The organism is Pandoraea sp. 64-18 (assembly GCF_001899225.1).
Classification (GTDB): domain Bacteria; phylum Pseudomonadota; class Gammaproteobacteria; order Burkholderiales; family Burkholderiaceae; genus Pandoraea; species Pandoraea cepalis.
Window position 1 is genome coordinate 66,937 of record NZ_MKVU01000001.1, and the last position, 20,153, is coordinate 87,089.

Annotated in this window: 16 protein-coding genes; 13 read left to right on the plus strand and 3 right to left on the minus strand. The window is 64.6% G+C overall.

Features of this window, described 5'->3' with window-relative positions:
* Window positions 1–214: 214 nt before the first annotated feature.
* The 6 genes from BGP02_RS00260 to BGP02_RS00285 all read left to right on the plus strand — a co-directional run bounded on the left by BGP02_RS00260 (window position 215) and on the right by BGP02_RS00285 (window position 6,622).
* Window positions 215–1,099: a GNAT family N-acetyltransferase gene (locus BGP02_RS00260; RefSeq protein WP_286797103.1), complete on the plus strand. Its 885-nt coding sequence runs from the start codon at window positions 215–217 to the stop codon at window positions 1,097–1,099.
* A gap of 13 nt (window positions 1,100–1,112) precedes the next feature.
* Window positions 1,113–2,039 (plus strand): 2-hydroxyacid dehydrogenase, encoded by a 927-nt coding sequence (locus tag BGP02_RS00265; protein WP_261938942.1) that lies wholly within the window; start codon window positions 1,113–1,115, stop codon window positions 2,037–2,039.
* A gap of 163 nt (window positions 2,040–2,202) precedes the next feature.
* Window positions 2,203–3,606 carry an aminotransferase class III-fold pyridoxal phosphate-dependent enzyme gene (locus BGP02_RS00270; protein WP_150563795.1) on the plus strand — a complete coding sequence of 468 codons (1,404 nt, stop codon included), beginning with the start codon at window positions 2,203–2,205 and terminating at the stop codon, window positions 3,604–3,606.
* A gap of 119 nt (window positions 3,607–3,725) precedes the next feature.
* Window positions 3,726–4,220, plus strand: coding sequence for an Lrp/AsnC family transcriptional regulator (locus tag BGP02_RS00275; protein ID WP_130025303.1), 495 nt, complete (start codon window positions 3,726–3,728; stop codon window positions 4,218–4,220).
* An 87-nt stretch (window positions 4,221–4,307) separates the two neighbouring features.
* The gene (locus BGP02_RS00280) at window positions 4,308–5,780 is read left to right on the plus strand and encodes an NAD-dependent succinate-semialdehyde dehydrogenase (protein WP_261938940.1); all 1,473 of its coding nucleotides are present in this window, start codon (window positions 4,308–4,310) and stop codon (window positions 5,778–5,780) included.
* Between the two features lie 89 nt (window positions 5,781–5,869).
* Window positions 5,870–6,622, plus strand: a complete 753-nt coding sequence (locus BGP02_RS00285; protein ID WP_286797110.1) for a cupin domain-containing protein — start codon at window positions 5,870–5,872, stop codon at window positions 6,620–6,622.
* Between the two features lie 21 nt (window positions 6,623–6,643).
* On the opposite strand, the gene BGP02_RS00290 is transcribed toward BGP02_RS00285, so the two are convergent.
* A complete protein-coding gene (locus BGP02_RS00290) occupies window positions 6,644–7,543 on the minus strand; it encodes an AraC family transcriptional regulator (RefSeq protein WP_286797112.1) in 900 nt (299 codons plus the stop codon).
* Window positions 7,544–7,877: 334 nt separating this feature from the next.
* Here BGP02_RS00290 and BGP02_RS00295 point away from each other — a divergent pair, with 334 nt between their 5' ends.
* From BGP02_RS00295 to BGP02_RS00305, 3 genes are read left to right on the plus strand one after another with little or no spacing between them, the layout of a single operon-like run.
* Window positions 7,878–8,804 carry a PhzF family phenazine biosynthesis protein gene (locus BGP02_RS00295; RefSeq protein WP_261938937.1) on the plus strand — a complete coding sequence of 309 codons (927 nt, stop codon included), beginning with the start codon at window positions 7,878–7,880 and terminating at the stop codon, window positions 8,802–8,804.
* A complete protein-coding gene (locus tag BGP02_RS00300; RefSeq protein ID WP_286797113.1) occupies window positions 8,801–9,715 on the plus strand; it encodes an ornithine cyclodeaminase family protein in 915 nt (304 codons plus the stop codon). The genes BGP02_RS00295 and BGP02_RS00300 overlap by 4 nt, the downstream gene beginning before the upstream one ends.
* A gap of 44 nt (window positions 9,716–9,759) precedes the next feature.
* Window positions 9,760–11,085: a dicarboxylate/amino acid:cation symporter gene (locus BGP02_RS00305; RefSeq protein WP_261938935.1), complete on the plus strand. Its 1,326-nt coding sequence runs from the start codon at window positions 9,760–9,762 to the stop codon at window positions 11,083–11,085.
* A gap of 54 nt (window positions 11,086–11,139) precedes the next feature.
* On the opposite strand, the gene BGP02_RS00310 is transcribed toward BGP02_RS00305, so the two are convergent.
* Window positions 11,140–11,904: a DeoR/GlpR family DNA-binding transcription regulator gene (locus BGP02_RS00310; RefSeq protein ID WP_261938934.1), complete on the minus strand. Its 765-nt coding sequence runs from the start codon at window positions 11,902–11,904 to the stop codon at window positions 11,140–11,142.
* A gap of 337 nt (window positions 11,905–12,241) precedes the next feature.
* Between BGP02_RS00310 and BGP02_RS00315 the strand changes: the two genes are divergently transcribed.
* The 3 genes from BGP02_RS00315 to pdxA all read left to right on the plus strand — a co-directional run bounded on the left by BGP02_RS00315 (window position 12,242) and on the right by pdxA (window position 15,622).
* A complete protein-coding gene (locus BGP02_RS00315; protein WP_150551945.1) occupies window positions 12,242–13,231 on the plus strand; it encodes a 2-keto-3-deoxygluconate permease in 990 nt (329 codons plus the stop codon).
* Window positions 13,228–14,529 (plus strand): four-carbon acid sugar kinase family protein, encoded by a 1,302-nt coding sequence (locus tag BGP02_RS00320; RefSeq protein WP_286797116.1) that lies wholly within the window; start codon window positions 13,228–13,230, stop codon window positions 14,527–14,529. Before BGP02_RS00315 ends, BGP02_RS00320 begins: the two co-directional genes overlap by 4 nt.
* A gap of 91 nt (window positions 14,530–14,620) precedes the next feature.
* Complete coding sequence (gene pdxA / locus BGP02_RS00325; protein ID WP_150563788.1) at window positions 14,621–15,622, plus strand: 4-hydroxythreonine-4-phosphate dehydrogenase PdxA; 1,002 nt, start codon at window positions 14,621–14,623, stop codon at window positions 15,620–15,622.
* Between the two features lie 41 nt (window positions 15,623–15,663).
* On the opposite strand, the gene BGP02_RS00330 is transcribed toward pdxA, so the two are convergent.
* Entirely contained in the window at window positions 15,664–16,590 is a 927-nt protein-coding gene (locus BGP02_RS00330) for a LysR family transcriptional regulator (RefSeq protein ID WP_261938932.1), read from the minus strand.
* A gap of 98 nt (window positions 16,591–16,688) precedes the next feature.
* Here BGP02_RS00330 and BGP02_RS00335 point away from each other — a divergent pair, with 98 nt between their 5' ends.
* Window positions 16,689–20,150, plus strand: coding sequence for a molybdopterin-dependent oxidoreductase (locus tag BGP02_RS00335; protein ID WP_286797127.1), 3,462 nt, complete (start codon window positions 16,689–16,691; stop codon window positions 20,148–20,150).
* Window positions 20,151–20,153 lie beyond the last annotated feature (3 nt).

Here is a 20,153-nt window from a genome sequence, read left to right on the forward strand (position 1 = left end):
CTGGCAGATTGCATCGAAACAATGACGTGGACCGCACGCGGCATGGGTTTTTGCGGGCGATGGCGGCATGAATGCGCCGTTTGTCCTGCGGCCTTCGATCGTGCGGGCGAACAACAGAATCGTCCTATGCAGCGTCTGCTCAGGTCGCCATAGTGCAGTCGTGGTGGGCGTGGCCCACTGTTTCGCATCCGGCAATGCCCCAAGGAGGCTCGGCGTGTCCGAATTCCATGCATCTTCCCAACTCGTCTACCGGCCATTTACCGCCACAGATGTGGCGGCTGGCTATCGTCTATCCAGCGCCGTGCGCTGGCCGCACAAACCCGATGACTGGCGATTTCTGGCGCGCCAGGGACAAGGCTTCGTCGCCCTGGATGGCGACGATGTCGTGGGTACCGCACTGTATTGGCAGCACGGTGAGGCCGGCGGCTCGCTCGGTATGGTGATCGTCTCGCCGGAGCAGCAAGGGCGCGGCATCGGGCGCGCGTTGATGGAGCGCATGCTCGATCAACTCGGAACCCGCCTGACGCTGTTGCATGCCACCCCGGCCGGACAGCCGCTATATGAAAAGCTCGGGTTCAATGCGGTGGGCAGCATCGACCAGCACCAGGGAACGGCTCGTCGCCCGCCGCTCATGGAGCTGCCGCCTGGCGAACGTTTGCGGCCGTTGAGTACCAACGATCCCGAGCGGCTGGTCACCCTCGCCAGCCGCGCGAGCGGATTCGACAGGGGGCGCATTCTGCCCGCGCTTCTCGATATCGCCGACGGCATTGCCATCGAGCGCGACGGCGAGCTGCTCGGCTTCGCGTTGTTCAGGCGCTTTGGCCGCGGTTTTGTGATCGGCCCGGTGGTCGTTGTCAGCGGCGCGGACGCCGAGTCACTCACCCGTCAGCGTGCCGAGGCCATGATTGCCCACTGGCTGACGTTGCATGAAGGCCGTTTTGTGCGCATCGACACGCCCTCCGACAGCGGACTGACCGAGTGGCTCGAGGTGCTTGGGCTCGAACGCGTCGACACGGTCGTGAAGATGGCCCGTAACGGCACGCCGGTCGTCGACGACGAGGTTCGGCAATTCGCCATCATCAATCAAGCCATCGGCTGACGCGGGAGCGCAGATGTCGTTTCTTTACAAGGCCGATCCGGCACGCGGTGCGGTGTGGGCGCGGTTGTTCGCCCAGCGGGCGCCGGAGACGGCGTTCCGACTGTGGCCCGATGTTGGCGACGCGCGCGAGGTGCGTTACCTCGCTGCCTGGAAGCCGCCGGAAGATCTCGTCACGCTGCTGCCGAACGTGGAAGTCGTATTCTCGACGGGCGCGGGCATCGACCAGTTCGACCTGTCGCGGGTGCCGGATCATATTCCGGTCGTTCGCATGGTCGAGCCCGGCATCGTCGAAGGCATGGTCGAGTATGTGACGCAGGCGGTCCTTTCGATTCACCGCGACATCTTTACCTACGCACGGCAGCAAGCCATGCGTGAGTGGACGGAACTGAGCGTGGAGCCGGCAAGCGAGCGCCGTGTGGGGGTGTTGGGACTCGGCATGCTCGGGCAGGCAGTGCTGTCGCGCCTGCATGCTTTCGGGTTCGACTGCGCAGGGTGGAGCCGAACGCCGCGGCAGGTGGATGGGGTCGATTGCTACGCGGGATACGAGTCGCTCGGCGCCTTCCTTGCCCGCACCGACATACTTGTCTGCCTGTTGCCGCTGACGTCGGCGACCCGTGGCATTCTCGACAAGCGCTTGCTGAGCGGATTGCCGCGCGGCGCCTGGCTGATCAATGTCGGACGTGGCCCTCATCTCAATCAATACGCGCTCATGGCGTTGCTTGACAGCGGGCATCTGTCGGGCGCGATTCTCGATGTCACCGACCCCGAACCGCTGCCGCCGTCGCATCCGCTGTGGGCGCATCCGAAGGTGCGCATCACCCCGCATATCGCCAGCGCCACGCGACCGGAGACTGCGGTGGAAGTGGTATTGGAAAACCTGCGCAGGCATCGCGCCGGCGTACCGATGGTCGGGCAGATCGATCGCACACAGGGGTACTGAGCGCGCCGGGGTGCCCACACCGGCAGCACAAAATGCTGCGCGCGCCGCAATTTCGCGGCGCGCGTTTTTTTTACGGCTTAATTTGGCGACGCATCTGCGCTGCCGGCTCTTTAGTATGGACACAGGTTCATCCCCCGTCCCATCCGACACGCCGAGAGATCCCATGTCCAAGCAATCACTCCTCGATGCCGACCGCCGGCATCTCATCCATCCCGTCGTCAGCTTTCGCGCCCACGAGCAGCAAGGGGCCACGTTGCTCGAATCCGGGCACGGTGTTTATCTGCGCGACATCGATGGCAACGAGTTGCTCGATGCCTTTGCCGGGTTGTGGTGCGTCAATGTGGGGTATGGACAGCAGAGTGTGGTCGACGCTGCCTCGGCCCAGATGGCGAAACTGGCGTATGCCACGGGCTACTTTCACTTCGGCAGTGCACCGGCCGCGCAACTCGCCGAGAAGCTGGTGTCGATCGCGCCGCGCTCGCTGCAGCACGTGTATTTTTCGCTCGGTGGTTCAGATGCCGTCGACGCAGCGCTGCGCTTCATCACGCACTATTGCAATGTGACGGGCCGCCCACAGAAGAAGCATTTCATCTCGCTTGAACGCGGCTACCACGGTTCGTCGTCGATCGGCGCGGGTCTGACGGCGATCGCGTCGTTTCATCGCGGCTTCGACGTGCCGTTGCCGACGCAACACTACCTTCCGTCGCCCTATGCGTATCGCGACCCGCTCGGGCGCGACGGGCAGGCGCTCATCGCGGCAAGTGTGGCCGCGCTCGAAGCGAAGGTTGCCGAACTGGGCGGCAGCGATCACGTTGCCGCATTCTTCTGTGAGCCGATACAGGGTTCCGGTGGTGTGATCGTGCCCCCCGTGGGCTGGCTCAAGGCGATGCGCGATGCCTGCCGCCGCCTGGATATCCTGTTCGTCGCCGACGAAGTCATCACCGGCTTCGGTCGTACCGGGCCGATGTTCGCGTGCGAGGCAGAGAACGTCGAGCCCGACATGATGACGATCGCGAAGGGGTTGACCGCGGGCTACGCGCCGATGGGCGCAGTCCTCATGAGCGACGCCATCTATCAGGCGATCGCCGACGGCGAGCAGGGGCAGGTGGTGGGGCACGGCCAGACCTATTCTGCGCATCCCGTGAGTGCCGCCGTGGCGCTCGAGGTGATTCGTCTGTACGAAGACGGTCTGATTGCCAACGGCCAGGCCGTGGCCCACGCGTTTGGGGCCGGTCTGGATTCGCTGCTCGATCATCCGCTGGTCGGCGACTCGCGGCATCGCGGATTGCTGGGTGCCCTGGAACTCGTTGCGGACAAGACAAGCAAGGCGCGTTTCGATCCGTCGCTGCGACTGGCCGACAAGATATCGGCCGCGGCGTATCGGAACGGCGTGATCTTCCGAGCGTTCGCCGACAACATTCTGGGATTTGCGCCGGCGCTGTGTTTCACCGAGCACGACGTGGCCCTCATGGTCGAGCGTGTGAGAGCGACGCTCGACGAAGTGCTGGCGGACGATGCGGTCAGCGCTGCTCGACGCGCCGCGTCAGGTGCCCGGAAAGCCGCGTAAACAGGAGGTTGACGTGATAGCCGGTACGGTGAGGATCCCGCCTGTGCGGCCAATCCGCTGTGTTAAGATCGTTCACGATTCACGATTGACCGCGCCCTTGTTGGCGCTTCGAAATTACGATGGGCACGGACAGCAAACTCGACCGCATCGATCTGCGCATTCTTTGCCAACTGCAAAAGCGCGGGCGTATCACGAACGTGGAACTCGCCGACGCCGTGGGCTTGTCGCCCAGCCCCTGCCTGATTCGCGTCAAGCGCCTGGAGAAGGCGGGTTATATCGTCGGCTACGGCGCACGGATTCAACTCGAAAAGCTCGGCGACATTCAGATCGTGTTTACCGAGGTCACGCTCGCCGACCATCGACGGGAGGATTTCATCCGCTTTGTCGATGCCATCCGAGACGTCGACGAGATCGTCGAATGCCATCTCGCCAGTGGTGGCTACGACTACCTGCTCAAGTTCGTCACACGCAGCGTGAGTCACTATCAAAGCATCATCGAGGGGCTGCTCGAACGCGATATCGGCATCGAGAAGTATTTCAGCTTCGTGATCATCAAGTCACCCTTCGTCAAGACGCACTACCCGCTCGAAACCCTATTCCCGCCGCAAGGCTGACATCGTCGTCGGCTTGCGCAATCGTCTGCCCCCCGATGGCGGGGCGGCTGACGTGCGACCCTATCCCGCAAGTCGGAGAAACCCATCATGACGCTTGACCTCACGCGTGGCGATTTGCTGCGCACGCAACAATGGATCGCTGGACAATGGCGGGGCGCTGCCACCGCGCAGCGCTTCACGGTCGTCGACCCGGCAACGGGCGATACCGTTGCGATGGTATCCGACGCGCAACCGGCCGATGCGCGAGAGGCGGTAGACGCCGCCGAACGTGCGCTGCCGGCGTGGCGAGCGACGTTACCCGCCGAGCGCGCGGCATTCCTGCGGCGCTGGCATGCGGCGATGGTGGCGCATCGCGACGATCTTGCTCGCCTCATTTCGCGGGAACAGGGCAAGCCGCTGGCCGAGGCACTTGGGGAGGTCAACTACGGCGCGTCGTATGTCGCGTGGTTTGCCGACGAAGCGACGCGCGTGTATGGCGATCTACTCCCGACTCAGACGCGTGGCAAGCGCATGAGCGCCGTGAAAGAACCGATCGGGATCGTCGCGGCCGTCACGCCGTGGAATTTTCCGCTCGCGATGATTGCGAGAAAGATCGCCCCGGCGCTCGCCGTCGGTTGCACCGTGGTTGCCAAACCCGCCGAGGACACACCGCTCACTGCGCTGGCACTGGCCTATCTCGCGCACGAGGCGGGTCTGCCGGCCGGCGTACTCAATATGATTGTCGCGTCGCGAGAGCAGGGGGTCGATGCCGTGGCGCAGTGGCTCGCCGATCCGCGTGTGCGCAAGGTGACGTTCACGGGATCGACACCTGTCGGAAAGCATTTGGCGCGTGAGTCGGCGGCCACGCTCAAGAAGCTGTCGCTGGAGCTGGGAGGCAATGCGCCGTTCATTGTTTTCGACGATGCGGATCTGCCGGCGGCCGTCGCCGGGCTGATGGCGGCCAAGTTCCGCAATGGCGGTCAGACGTGTGTGAGCCCGAATCGGATCTATGTCCAGGCGGGCGTTTACGACCGCTTTGCCGGGTTGCTGACCGAGGCCGTGGCCTCGCTCAGGGTGGCACCCGCGACGGATGCCCTCGCGCAGATCGGCCCGATGATCAATGCGCGAGCGGTCGAGAAGATTGCGCGTCACGTGGACGACGCGCTCGCTCAGGGGGCGCGCGTGATGACCGGCGGGCAACGTCTTGCGGCCCTGGGGCCGAACTACTATGCACCCACCGTGTTGTGCGACGCCCATGAAGCCATGGCGCTGTCATGCGAGGAAACCTTCGGGCCGGTGGCGGCGCTGTTCCGGTTCGAGACGGAAGGCGAGGGCATTGCGCGCGCCAACGATACGCCTTTCGGCCTCGCGGCTTACTTTTACAGCGAGAATCTGCGGCGCATCGAGCGGGTGGCGAGCGCGCTCGAAGCCGGTATTGTCGGTATCAACGAGGGCGCGCTCGCGAGCGAGGCGGCGCCATTCGGCGGTATCAAGGAATCGGGATACGGTCGGGAAGGATCGAAGTACGGGTTGGACGACTATCTCGCCATCAAGTATCTCTGTCAGGGCAATCTGGGCTGACGGGATTTGCCTGCACGATGACTTTCGGTGCCGTCCCCGAGTCCCGGGCGGCAACCGCGCTCACCCAATGAACCTCGCTGGAAGACAAAATGCCCGAACTGCAACGCGCCATGGCGCCGTGTGATCGCCCCCGATCGTTTTTGGACCTCAAGGCCTTTGCGTCGGATGCGCGCCAAGGCACTGCCCCGGCGACGTCGGCAAGCGACGACCGCTTTCTGGCAAGCCGCCGTCTGGCGGATCTGCTGCCGGGCCCTGTGACGGTCGGCGTCATTGCCCTCGACGCGGCGAACGGCGCGGTGTCGTCTCACCCAGCGGACGAATTCGTCATCGTCTCCGAAGGCGCGATCATGTTCCAGCAGGGGGAGCGCGCATTCACGCTCGGGCCGGGGGGCAGCGCGGTGCTCCCTCGGGGCTCGGCATTCATGTGGTCGACGCAGGGTTCCACATCGATCGTCTTCATGCGCTGCGAGGGCGGGAATGTTACCGATCGCAGTCTCGTGCCGATCGATCCGAGCCCGTCGTTGGCGCCCTCGGGGGCGCCTGCCGCTGAACTGCTCCTCACGCCGGCGCCCGTGTGCCGCAATTTCACTGACTTTCGTTCATCGGATGCGACATTCACGTGCGGCACGTGGGATTCGACGCCCTATCATCGCATCGCGATGCGTTACGCCCACTACGAACTCATGCATCTGCTCGAAGGCAGCGTGACCTTCGTGGACGACACCGGACGCAGCGGCACGTTCTCGCGCGGCGACATCTTTCTCGTCGAACAGCGCGCGCAGTGCAGCTGGGAAAGTCGGGGCAACGTGGCAAAGGTGTACGCGATCTACCGCCCCACCTGACGCCTCCCGCCGACGGTGTCGCTACGACGTCGGCACGCCGCGCGTGATCGCCGCAAGGGAGGCGGCAGACCCGATCGGCGTGGCGTCGCCCTTATAACCGTTCGGCGGCCCATAACCATACTTTCTGAATAGCCGCGCGAGATACGACGGCGACTCCAGGCCGACGGCCGCCGCGGCCGCGAGCACCGTCATACCGGGCGAGTTCAGAAGCGTGGCCGCGATTTCGACGCGTCGCCGGGATTGATAGTCGACGACGGACTCGCCGGTGCCCTCGCGAAAGACTCGCGTCAGAGAACGCTGCGATAGCCCGAATTCGTAGGCGATACGTTCCAGCGAGATCGGCTGATCGAGCGTTTCATCGAGAAATGCGCAGATGTCGCGCACGATTTCGGCACGCGCATCGGCGCGATTTGATGGCAACGCGGCGGCCATCAAGCCGGCTTGCACACAGCTTGCGGCCAAGGTGCGGGCGGCAAGCTCCGCGCGAAATTCCGCAAGCTCGCTCGTCGGGCCCTCACTTGAGCGCACCGTTCCCGTGGCAACGCGTGCTGCGTCGAGCAACAGCAATGGCGCCGACCATATCGAGATGCGCGCGCACGATAGCTTGCGTCGCGCCTTGCGTTCGCAAAAGACCACGAAATCGCTCGCGACGTACACCGCCACATGCGCCTGATCGGAGCGGTAGCCTCGCGTGTCGTGCAGGCGTTGAGGCGGCACGACGACGAACGATTTCGGCGCAACGCGTACCGGCGCGACATTCGATTCGACGTTGAGTACGAGTTGTCCTGTCCTGGGGAGCAGGAACATGAATTCATCGTCGTGTCGATGCGGCCGCGTGCGGTATTCACCGACCGAGACATGCCGGACATCGGCGACGCGGTCGCCATCGAGATGACGAGGGGCAGTCGGATAGGGTTTCACCAGGCGCTTCCTTTGCGTGACGGGACACTTGCAGCCCGCGCAGACGGCCGTGAACGCAACGCGGTGGATGGCGTGTTGGCAGTCGAGGCTCAGTATAACGCTTGGCGAAGAGCGATGAGAGGCGCGGGAGAGGCGCGGCGGCATCAGGCTGCCGGGTGACGGAAAACGGCAACGGCTGCCGGATCCCTGCAGGGCGACCGTCGAATCCTGGGGGGCGAAAATACGGGGCGCCGCCCGCCTTTGGCCGGATAGGGCGTGCCGACTGGCCCGATCGGGCGCGACGGTTTTTCAAGGCTTCGGCATGCTTGCGCTACTTGACTCCCGGAACGCCCCGATGAACTTGGAAGACACTTACCCCCCAACCGATTTGCCCGTGCGCCGCCACGATGCGCCGGATTTGCGTTTCGTCAGCGTGTTTTCCGCAGGTGCGGGCGGCGGTAATCCTGCGCCTGTCGTGTTCGATGCGGACGACTTGTCATCCGATGAGATGATGGCCATCGCATCGCGCTATGGTCACGAAAGCGCCTTCGTCTGCCAAAGCCGCGACCCGCGCCACACCGTTCGGCTCCGCTTTTTTGTGCCGGCGCACGAAATGGAGATGTGCGGTCATGCGACGCTCGGCGCGATGTGGTTGTTGCGCCAAGCCGGTCGGTGGACGACACCCCATGCTACCGTCGAGACGCTAAGCGGCCTCGTTGACGTACGTTACGACGAGACGTCGCGGCGTATCGATGTCGGCCAGCCGCGTGGCATTGTCGAGCCCATTGGCGATCGGGCACTCGTGGACGCCGTATGTCGGGTGCTCAGAATCGACGCGGACGATCTTGCGTCCCTGGGCATCGTCAATGCTCGAACGAGTCGCACGAAAACGCTGATCCCGGTCCGGTCTGTGCAGGTGCTCAATGCGTTGTCGCCTGCCCTGGACGACGTGCGCACGTTGTGCGACGCACTGGACTCGACGGGGCTGTATCCGTTCGCGCTCGAACGAGCGCGGCCACTGACGCTGCATGCGCGCCAGTTTCCACGGTTGTCGGGTTATCCGGAAGACGCGGCCACCGGCATTGCTGCCGCGGCGACGCTGTACGGCGCGATTCACTATGGTTTGCTGAGCGAAGGCGAATCGTCGATGCGGGTCTATCAGGGCTTCGCGATGGGGCGTCCGTCGTGTATCCGCGTGGCATTACGTGATGCCGATCATATCGAGGCGGGCTGCTGGATCAGTGGCGCGGTGGAGTTTGCCATGCTGGAGCCGACGACATGAAGACCTTCAGCAATGCACAAGTGGCCAGTGTTCTCGACGTGCCGTCGGTGGTCGAAGCCATTCGCGCGGCCTATCGCGATATGGCGAGTGGTGCTGCAGCGGTGCAACCGCGCGCGCGAATGGGTCTTGATGACGTCAAATTCAGTGCGATGAGCGCGATGCTCGGCTCGCAGCGCATCGCGGCGAGCAAACTCTATACGACGATTGACGGTCGTTTTCGATTCTACGTCGCGCTGCTCTCGCTCGACGATGGCGAGTTGATCGCTCTACTGGAAGGCGACGCGATCACGGGGTTCCGCACATCCGCGACGACGCTGCTCGCGGCTGCCCATCTGGCACGTCCCGACAGTCTCACGCTGGGGCTTTTCGGTAGTGGCATTCAGGCGAGGGCGCATGCCTTGGCGTTTGCGAGCCGTCCTAACCTGCGCAAGGTCCGAATCCATAGTCACGACGCCTCCGGCGCTCAGGCGCTCGCCTCCGACATCGAGCGTGACCACGGCCTGGCTGCGGAGGTCACCGACGCCAGGTCGGCCGCCTCGTCCGACCTCGTCGTGCTTGCGACGCGTGCGTCGATGCCGGTTATCCGAGGGGCGTGGCTGAGCGAGGGAGCTTTCGTGGCGAGCATCGGTGCGACGCGCCCGGATCAACGCGAAATGGACGATGCATCGTTGCGACGTGCGTCACGCATCGTCGTCGACTGGACCGGGCAAACGCCGCACGAAACCGGCGACCTATGTATGCCGACGCAAACATGGCTGGCATCGTCGGCGCTCATTGATCTCTCAACGGTGATTTCCGCAGACGAGCACCGTAATGCCGGCGCTACGGACATCGTGATCTATAAAGCCGTCGGCATCGCCTTGCAGGATGCCGCCGTCGCCTATCTTGCCTACTTGCGCCTCATCGCGTAACGCACCATTCGCCGGCAATGCCGGCTGAAGTCAAGGAATCCATCATGAAGTTTCCCCTCACCTTTCGCATACTGATCGGGATGCTGCTTGGCATCGCCGTTGGCTATGCCTGTCACACGTGGCTGCCGGCAGATGAAGCCGCGCGTGCCGGTGGTTATTTCTCCCTGCTGGCCGAGCTTTTCCTTCGACTCATCAAGATGATCATCGCGCCGCTGGTTTTTTGTACGCTGGTGATCGGCGTGACGAAAATCGGGGATGTACGCGCCGCCGGGCGTATTGGCCTGCGCACCTTGGCGTGGTTTCTCGCGGCGGGCTTTCTGTCGCTGGCACTGGGTGCCGGTCTGGCGAACTGGCTGAAGCCGGGCGCCGCGCTGGATCTGCCGCTGCCGCCCGCTGATGTGACAACCGGCTTGAATGCCGGCGGATTGTCGCTCAATCAATTCGTCGTGCATCTCGTGCCAAGCAGCATCGTTGCGGCCATGTCGAGCAACGAGATTCTGCAGATCGTCGTATTTGCCGCATTTTTCAGTGCCGGCCTGTTGGCGTTGGGCGACAAAGGGGAGAGTATCGTACGCTTGCTCGACCAGACCTCGCACGTGATGCTGCGGGTCACGTCCTACGTGATGGCCGCCGCGCCGCTCGCAGTCTTTGGGGCGCTGGCGAATGTGGTTGCGACGCGCGGGCTGTCGGTCCTCGCGACGTACGGTCGCTTCATGGGCGAGTTTTACGGCGGGTTGCTACTGCTTTGGACGCTGATTGTCCTGGCGGGCGGTGTCATGTTCGGTCGACGTGTATTTTCGCTTGTGCGTTATATGCGCGTACCGATGCTATTGGGGTTTAGTACCGCGAGCAGCGAATCCGCCTATCCAAAGACGCTCGAACAGCTGGAGCGGTTTGGCGTGCCGACGCGGATCGCGAGCTTCGTGCTGCCGATCGGCTATTCATTCAATCTCGATGGCACGATGATGTATTGCACGTTCGCGACGCTGTTTATCGCACAGGCCTATGGCGTACACCTGTCGTTTGCCCAGCAGTTGTCGATGCTGGCGATCTTGATGTTGACGAGCAAAGGCATGGCGGCGGTGCCGCGCGCCTCGCTTGTGGTGATCGCTGCTACGTTGAGCCAGTTCAATATCCCGGAGGCAGGACTGTTGCTGGTGATGGGCGTGGATCACTTTCTCGACATGGGGCGCACGGCGACCAACGTGCTAGGCAACGCGGTGGCGTCGGCGGCCGTGGCCAAATGGGAAGGGGTGCTTGCCTCGTCAACACAAGACGACTTGGCGCCTTCGCCGCGCCTCGCACGCAATGAGCCGCGTGAATCGGCCGGGCTCGACTTGCCGTTGGAAAGTGAGCCCAGTCGCGTTTGACCACGTCGGGCATGGGCGTGAATCGGCTCGGCGGCCTCTCAAGTCAGCCGTGCGTCAGTCTGCGGACTCGATCGTGATCTCGGGATGCGTGCGGAATTGCACCAGTCTGTCATCGTCGGCGCGCGCTTCGGTGATGAGCGTCCAGAGCCGTTCCAGCGGCGTCCAGTGCTGCTGACTCGCGCGATCGAGCTTATTGGCGGTGACCAGCACATACACGTCGGCCGACTGGCGGACGATGCACTCCTTGAGCCACGCCTGCTCGGCGGAGGCCTCGCACAGGCCGCGTCCGGCAACGACGCCGTCGGCACCCAGAAATGCCTTGTCGACCGACACGCGGGAGAGTGCGAGTTGTGCCAACGGCCCGAGTACGCTCATGCTCGACGGTCGCACGTCGCCGCCGATCAGCGTCACAGGCACCTTGTTGGCCGCCAGCGCACCGACGACGAGCAAGTTGTTCGTGACGACGTGCACCCCCTCACGCCCGGCAAGAAAACGCGCCATCGCTTCGGTGGTCGTCCCCCCATCGAGAAAGATCGTATCGCCGTCGGTGACGTGTGCCACGGCGGCGCGTGCGATGACATCTTTCTGTTCGCGGAAGCTCTCACGACGCAGCTCCAACGATTCCTCGGGTTCGTGCATGCGTATCGGCGCCGCGGCGCCGCCGTAGGTGCGCACGACGCGACGCTCGTCGGCCAGAGCGCGCAGGTCGCGGCGCACCGTTGCCTCCGACATGCCGAAATGGGCGCACAAGGCAGCGACATCCGTCATGCCTGACAGGACGGCTTTGAAAATCGCCTCACGGCGGTTCGCAACTTTCATGAGTGGATCGGTGCTGAGCAAAACGGGAGAAATGCGAGCGAAGGACGGGTTCGCCGCGCGGCGCGCATAGTGTAGCGTCCCCGCGTGCAGCCATCGTCCAACGCGCCGCCCCGAACGACCACGATACCCTCACGACGGGTGCCGAGAAATGATTGATTCGATCATTTTTTTGAAAAATCCGACGTGATGAAAGCCCGTGGGGAGTGGATTTCACTCGGCGATTACGCATTATTCACAATATTTGCACATTTTTCTGGCAGCGATTAGACTTCCGTCTGATCAAATCGATCAAAATAATGATCGATTGGTTTATATCCACATTGGTCGGGAGACAACCATGGCTCAAATTCGTATCAAGCGCGCCATCGAGCGCGTGCCGGGGGGGATGATGATCGTTCCCTTGCTGATCGGTTCGTTGATTGCCACCTTCATGCCGGGGATGCCGACGTTCTTCGGCTCGTTTACCAACGCGTTGTTCACGGGCGCGCTGCCGATCCTCGCGGTGTTCTATGTCTGCATGGGCGCCAGCATCGATGTCAAGGCAACGCCGTACCTGATCAAGAAAGGCGGGGCGTTGTTCGCGGCCAAGATCGGCGCGGCGATTGTGGTCGGTATCGTGCTGGGGCATTTCCTGGGTGAGGCACCGGTCGCGTCGGGCATGTTCGCCGGCATTTCCACGCTGGCCGTGGTCGCGGCGATGAACGACACCAATGGTGGCCTGTACATGGCGCTGATGGGGCAGTACGGTCGCTCGGAAGACGTGGGCGCCTACACGATCATGTCGCTGGAATCGGGCCCGTTCCTGACGATGGTCACGCTGGGTGTCGCGGGCTTGTCCGCGTTCCCGTGGCCGACGCTGGTGGGCAGCATCCTGCCGCTGGCCGTGGGGATGTTGCTGGGCAATCTCGATCGTGAAATGCGTGATTTTCTGGGCCGTGCCGTGCCGGTGATGATTCCGTTCTTCGCGCTGGCGCTCGGCGCGGGGCTTGATCTGCACAAGGTCTGGCAGGCGGGCCTGCTGGGCATCCTGCTCGGCTTTGCCGTCGTCGTCGTCACAGGTATTCCGCTTTACATCGTCGACCGCCTGACGGGCGGGACGGGCGTGGCGGGTACGGCCGCCGCGAACACGGCTGGCAATGCCGCCGCGGTGCCGGCGCTGATCGCTGCCGCCAATCCGGTCTACGAGGCCGCCGCCAAGAGCGCAACGCTGCTGGTGGCCGCCTGCGTGGTGGTGACGGCCATCGTCTCGCCGATCCTGACGGCCGCGGTTGCCAAGCGTGTGGCGGCCCGGGGTCTGGGGGCTGCGGCCAAGGGAGCGGTGCAGTGAGCATGCTCATTGTCGCCGACGACTTGTCCGGCGCGGCCGACTGCGCGATCGGCTTTACCAACGCCGGTCGTCGCAGCGTCGTGTCGCTCGAAATCGAAGGCTTCAATGCGACGGCGCAAGTGGTGGCGATCGACATCGACACGCGCCGTCTGTCGGCGCACGAGGCCGCCGCACGCGCAGTCGCGGCGTGGCAGCGGCTTGCCGCGCCAGAACGGCGTCTCTACAAGAAGATCGACTCGACACTGCGTGGCAACTGGGTTGCGGAAGTCGCTGCGCTGCAGCCGCTCGCGGGCTTGGCCATTGTGGCGCCGGCGTTCCCTGCCACGGGGCGTGTCGTGCGAGACGGAGAAGTGTTCGTGCGCGGTGTGCCATTGGCCGAGACCGACACCTGGCGACTGGAGCATGACGCTCAGGAGGCGCGACTCGCGCCGATGTTGGCGGCGGCGGGCGTGAGGGCGCAGATCATGTCCTCGGATTTGCTGCGCAAGGATTTTGTGGCGGCGCGTGCAGCGTTGACCGATGTCGTTGCGCAGGCGCGCGCCAACGGCGTGACGGCGTTGATCGTCGATGCGCAGACCGATGACGATCTCGTCATGCTGGCGCGCGCGAGCGTCGGGCTGACGGACATCTTTTGGGTCGGCTCGGGCGGTCTCGCTCGCGCACTGGCCGAACAATCGGCATTGTTCGCGCCGACGGATGGGACGGGCGATACGAGCGGTAAGGGCGGCATGGGCGACGCGCGAGACAATGCGCGCGTGACGAGCGACGCCGGGACGACCGGTCCCTTGCTGACGCTGGTGGGCAGCCTGTCCGCCGTGTCGCAACAGCAGTGCGCGCGGCTATGCGCGGAGCACGCGGTGGTCGAATGGATCGTGCCGCCCGCGGTCCTGCGCGCCGGCGCGTCGCATCCCGACAGCGCACGCTGGTGTGCGGCAATTGGCGATGCCATTGGGCAGGGAAGCGACCTGCTGGTGCGAATCGGGCGTGACGATGCCTTCGATCCGGCAGAGGGTGCGCAGCTTTCGGCCTCGCTGGCGGCGTTGATCGCGCCGCACTTCGCGCGCTTGTCGGGCCTTGTCGTCACCGGCGGCGAGACGGCGCGCGCGATGTTGAGCGCGGTGGGTATCGGCGCGCTCGAACTGCTCGCTGAAGTGGAGCCTGGCGTCGCCGTGGGGCGGCCGGCCAATGGGGCGTCGATGCGCATCGTGACGAAGGCCGGCGCTTTCGGCGGCGAAGCGGCGCTGCATAGCGCCTACCGATATTTGCGCACGACGCCCGACCTGCGCGAGCGCCATTGAGGCAACGCGAGCCGGTAACGCAACAACAGAACATCATCCCGGAATACTTTCCGGACGTCCTCCCAACGAAATGGATATCAACGCAAACGCCATGAATCAATATCTCCCCGTCATTGGCATCACCATGGGTGACGCGGCTGGCGTCGGCCCGGAAATTATCGTGAAGAGCCTGGCGCACGACAGCGTGTACCAGCAATGCCGCCCCGTCGTGATCGGCGACGCGCGACGTCTCGAGCAGGCCATCGCCATCGTCAAGATGCCGCTGAGCGTGCGTCGTATCGAGACGGTCGCGCAAGCGCGCTTCACGCCAGGCGTGATCGAGTGCATCGACCTGGGCCTAATCCCCGAGGACTTGCCGTTTGGCCAACTGTCGGCGATCGCGGGCGATGCCGCGTACCGGTACATCGCGCACGCGGCGAAGCTGGCCGAAGCCGGGGAAATCGACGCGATCTGCACGGCACCGCTGAACAAGGAAGCGCTGCACGCGGGGGGGCACAAGTTCCCCGGACACACCGAGATGCTCGCTCACCTGACGGGGATCGAAGAGGTGTCGATGATGCTTGTCGCGCCGAACCTGCGGGTGATTCACGTCACGACCCACATCGGCATCATCGATGCGATTCGCAAGATCGAGCCGGGCCTGGTTCAGCGTACGATCGAGCGCGGTCACGCTACGCTGGTCAAGGCGGGCATCGCGAATCCCCGCATTGCCGTGTGCGGCATCAACCCGCACGCGGGCGAGAACGGCTTGTTCGGCTACGGGGAAGAGGAAGAGAAGATCGTGCCGGCTGTGCAACGCTTGCGTGAGCGCGGCTGGGATATCGAAGGTCCGTTGCCTGCCGATACGTTGTTCTTCCGCGCCGGGCGCGGCGATTTCGATCTCGTGGTCGCCATGTACCACGATCAGGGGCATGGCCCGGTCAAGGTGCTGGGCCTGGAGGCAGGCGTGAACGTGACGGTCGGCTTGCAGGTGGTGCGCACGTCGGTCGACCACGGCACGGCGTTCGACATCGCGGGCAAGGGCATTGCCGACGAGCGCAGCCTGCTCGAAGCGCTGCGCCAAGGGGCCGAACTGGCGACGCGTCGGGCATGAATGCCGCTGACGCCGACGCTTCGCGCGTCGTCGTCAGTGGATCATTCCACCCCCATGTGTCCGCGATCGTTGATTTCGCGGATCAGCGAGCGCAACGCGCTGACGATGCGCTCGGTCATTCCCTCAGGCGGACGCCGCTGCGCCCATACGAGTCCCACATCCATCGACGGCACGCCCGTGCTCAGATCCCGTCGCAGGATTCGCCCACCGTCGATCGACCAGGGGCGATAGACGAGGTCCGAGAGAATCGATACCCCATAGCCCTGCGCCACGAGGCTACGAATTGCCTCGATCGAGCGAGTCCGGAAGTGCACGACCGGTTCGACCTGCGCGGCGTGCCAGTAGCGCTCGACCGTCTGCACGTGTTCATCCATATCAAGCAACAGGAAGCGCTGTCCGCGCACATCGTCGAGCGTGACGCTTGGCTTGTCTAGCAGCGGATGTCCGGGGCTGGTCCACAGCCGGCGCGTCGAGCGCAGCAACGTGTGCGAGACGAGTCCGTCAGCCACGACGTTCGACACTAACAGCAACGCCAGGTCGACCTCGCCCGCCAGCACAGCCGCTTCCAGTTCGCGGCGGTCGCCCTCGATCAACGTGAGTTCGACGTTCGGGAAGCGCTTGGACAAGGTGCTGGCCACCGAAGGCAGCAGATATGCCGAAATCGTTTCGGTGACGGCCAGTCGCAGACGGCCACCCGCATCGTCTGGAAGCGTGCGGGCCTCTTGTAGTGCGTCGTCGGTGGCGTTGAGGATACGGTAGGCGTGACGCAGAAATCGCTCGCCGGCCTCGGTCGGCCGCAGCCCCTTCGCGTGTCGTATGAAAAGCGGTGTGCCGACGATCACCTCCAGATTCTGCAAGGCAATCGTCAGCGACGACTGCGACGCGCTACATCGCTCGGCTGCGCGCATCACCTGTCCTGTCTCGGCCACCGCCACGAAATACTCGATCTGACGCAGGGTTGGTTTCATTTAAAAAATCAATATTGCAAACTATATTTTTTATATTAGTAATAAAAGTGACGGCTGTATAGCATCGGAACATCGATTCCTATAGAGACGCATGAGACATGGTTCAGGAGGTCAAGCCCGGGTTCTGCACGTTGTGCCGCTCCCGCTGCGGCACGCTGGCTCGCGTGGAAAACGATGCGCTGATCGCGGTCGAACCCGATCCGTCGCATCCGAATGGCGCCGCGATGTGCCGCAAGGGCAAGGCGGCGCCGGAGCTGGTGCATCACCCCGACCGGTTGACTACACCGCTGCGCCGCACCACGCCGAAGGGGGCGGACGACCCGGGTTGGACGCCCATCTCGTGGGACGAAGCGCTCACCGAAATCGCTGCGCGACTGGGCGACATCCGTCGCGAGAGCGGTGCGCATGCCGTCGCGTTTGGCGTGACGACCCCAAGCGGCACGCCGCTATCAGACAGCATCGACTGGATCGAGCGCTTCATCCGGGTGTTCGGTAGCCCGAACACGATCTACGCGACGGAAATCTGCAACTGGCACAAGGATTTCGCGCACGCGTTCACGTTCGGGTGCGGCATGCCGACCGCCGATTACGCGCAGGCAGACGTCATCATGGTCTGGGGCCACAACCCCACGAGTACGTGGTTGAGCCAGGCGAACGCGATCGGGCGAGGGCGGGCGCGTGGCGCCAAGTTGCTCGTCGTCGACCCGCGCAAGACACCGCTTGCCGCCGACGCCGATGCCTGGCTGCCCGTGCGGCCCGGCACCGATGCGGCGCTGGCGCTCGGTCTCGCCCGTCGTCTGATCGACAGTGGGCGCTATGACGAGATGTTCGTGCGCCGGTGGACCAATGCGCCGCTGCTCGTGCGCAACGACAACGGGCACTTCCTGCGCGTACGCGATGTGGCTGCGACGCACGTCGGCGTGTCGCCGGAAGCCTTCGTGATCTGGAACGAAGCGGCGGCGGCACCGCAGCCGTACGAGACGACCCATGCGCTGAGCCGCGACGCGGCGAACCAAGCCGCCCTGCGCGGCGAGTTTGCGGTGATGTCCGGCGACGGATCGCGCATTGCCTGCCGGCCGGCGTTCGATCATCTCTGCGCGGGGCTGGCCGCTTACGACGCGGCGACCGTAAGCGCACTCTGCGGCGTTTCTCCTGCGCAGCTCGACGCCGCCGCCGACCTCTTCACCGGGGCACAGCGCGTCGCTTATCACGCATGGTCGGGTGTCGCGCAGCACGCGAACGCGACGCAAATCGAGCGCGCCATCGCGGTCTTGTACGCACTGACCGGCAGCTTCGACAGACGCGGGGGTAATCGCGTGATGACGCGTCAACCGTTGAATGCCGTCAGTCAGCACGATCTTTTGAGCCCCGAGCAGCAGGCCAGGGCGCTGGGCCTCGACGCGCGTCCGCTGGGACCGCCTGCGCGCGGCTGGGTGACCGCGCGCGATACCTACCGCGCGATTCTCGATGGCACGCCCTATCGTGTGCGCGCGCTGTTCTGCTTCGGTACCAACGTGCTGGCGTCGCAGGCGGATTATGCGATGGCGCGCGAGGCGCTCGAAGCGCTCGAGTTTCACGTCCATTGCGATCTGTTCGAAACGCCGTCGGCGCGTTTCGCCGATATCGTGCTACCGGTGAACACGCCATGGGAACGCGAAGGCTTGCGCGCCGGCTTCGAGATCGACGATCGCGCCGACGCACTGATCCAACTTCGCCAGCGCATGGTGTCGCCGCGCGGTGAGTCGCGCAGCGACAACGACATCGTGTTCGATCTCGCAGTGCGCCTGGGCATGGGCGACGCCTTCTTCGGCGGCAGTCTCGATGCCGGCTGGAATCATCAACTCGCCCCGCTCGGGCTCGACGTGCAGACGTTGCGCGCGCATCCCGAGGGCATTTCGCGTCCGCAGCCGCAATATGAGCGCAAATACGCGCGCACCGAGGCCGGCGATGTGCGCGGCTTCGCCACCGAAACGCGGCGTGTCGAGCTGTATTCCGAGCATCTGCTGCGTCACGGATATCCGCCGGTACCGGCGCACGTGGCGCCCCGTGCCGTGAGCGACGATGAGGCGCTGCGCTTCCCGTTGCTGCTCGGTTCGACCAAGAACGGCTACTACTGCCACAGTCAGCATCGCGGACTCGCGAGCCTGCGCATGCGCGCCCCCGATCCCGTGGTGCATCTGCATCCGACGCTGGCGGCGCGCAGGCACATCGCCGAAGGCGATTGGGTGCGCGTGACGACGCCGGCCGGGGTCGCGCGCTTTCGCGCGGCGTTCGATGCCGGATTGGGCCTCGACGTGCTGCTTGCCGAATACGGCTGGTGGCAGGCTTGCGACAGCGTGGGACGTGACGGTTTCGCGATGGCGGGCGATCAGTCGAGCAACTTCAACGCACTGGTGACGACGCAGGACATCGATCCGATCAGCGGCGCATCGCCGTTGCGCTCGTTTCGATGCGACGTTGCGCGCGATCCGGCGAGCAATCCGGCCCGCCGCCCATGGGACGGCATGGCGCGCTTTCGCATTGCCGCGCTCGATGCCGCGGCCGAGGGGGTGTGCGCCATCGCGCTCGATCCGCTCGACGACGTGGGGCTACCCGACTATCTGCCGGGGCAGCACGTTACCGTGCGCGTATCGATTCCCGGGCAAGGGCAGCCCGTAACACGTGCGTACTCGCTCACCGGGCCCTCCAGCGAGCGCGACCGTCGCGGCTATCGCATTGCCGTGCGTCATCAGCAGGGGCGCACGTCCGAGGACACACCGTTTGACGGCCTGGTCTCGAGTTGGCTGAACACCGGCGCTCGCGTGGGCGACGTGATCGAACTGGGCGCCCCGTCCGGGCGCTTCGTCATGCCGCTGCGCAGCCGCCAGCCGGTGGTGTGTTTCGCCGGCGGCATTGGTATCACGCCGTTCCTCTGCTATCTGGAATCGCTGGCGGAGCAGGCCGAACGCGCGCCCTTGCCGCTGCCCGACGTCTGGCTGCATTACGCCAACCGCAATGGCGCCACGCACGCCTTCCGGGATCGGCTGGCGGCGCTTGCGCAGCGTCTGCCCAACGTGCGCGTCTTTAACTACTACGACGCGCCGCGCGAGGCGGATGTGCTCGGTCGCGACTACGCCTCGGCAGAACGGCTGTCTGCGGCCGTGGTGTCCGACGACCTGATCAAGCGACGCGCACGCTTCTACGTGTGCGGTCCGGCGCCCATGATGACGGCCGTGATGGCGGGGTTGGCGGCGCGTGGCGTACCCGCGTTCGACATGTTCAAGGAGGCGTTCCGTTCGCCGAGCGCGCCGCGTGTGGACGCCGGGGCCGCGTGGCCCGTTACGTTCGCTCGCTCGGGCCGCGAGGCTGTCTGGATGCCGTCGCACGGCAGCCTGTTGTCGTTTGCCGAGTCGCTGGGGCTGGCACTGCCAAGCGGTTGCCGTGTCGGGCAATGCGAGAGTTGTGCGGTGCGCGTGCTGGCCGGCGAGGTCGAGCACCTGGGCGACGTGGCGCTCGACGAGCCCGGCATGTGTCTGGCCTGTCAGGCCGTGCCGCGCGAAGCCATCGTGCTCGACGCCTGACAT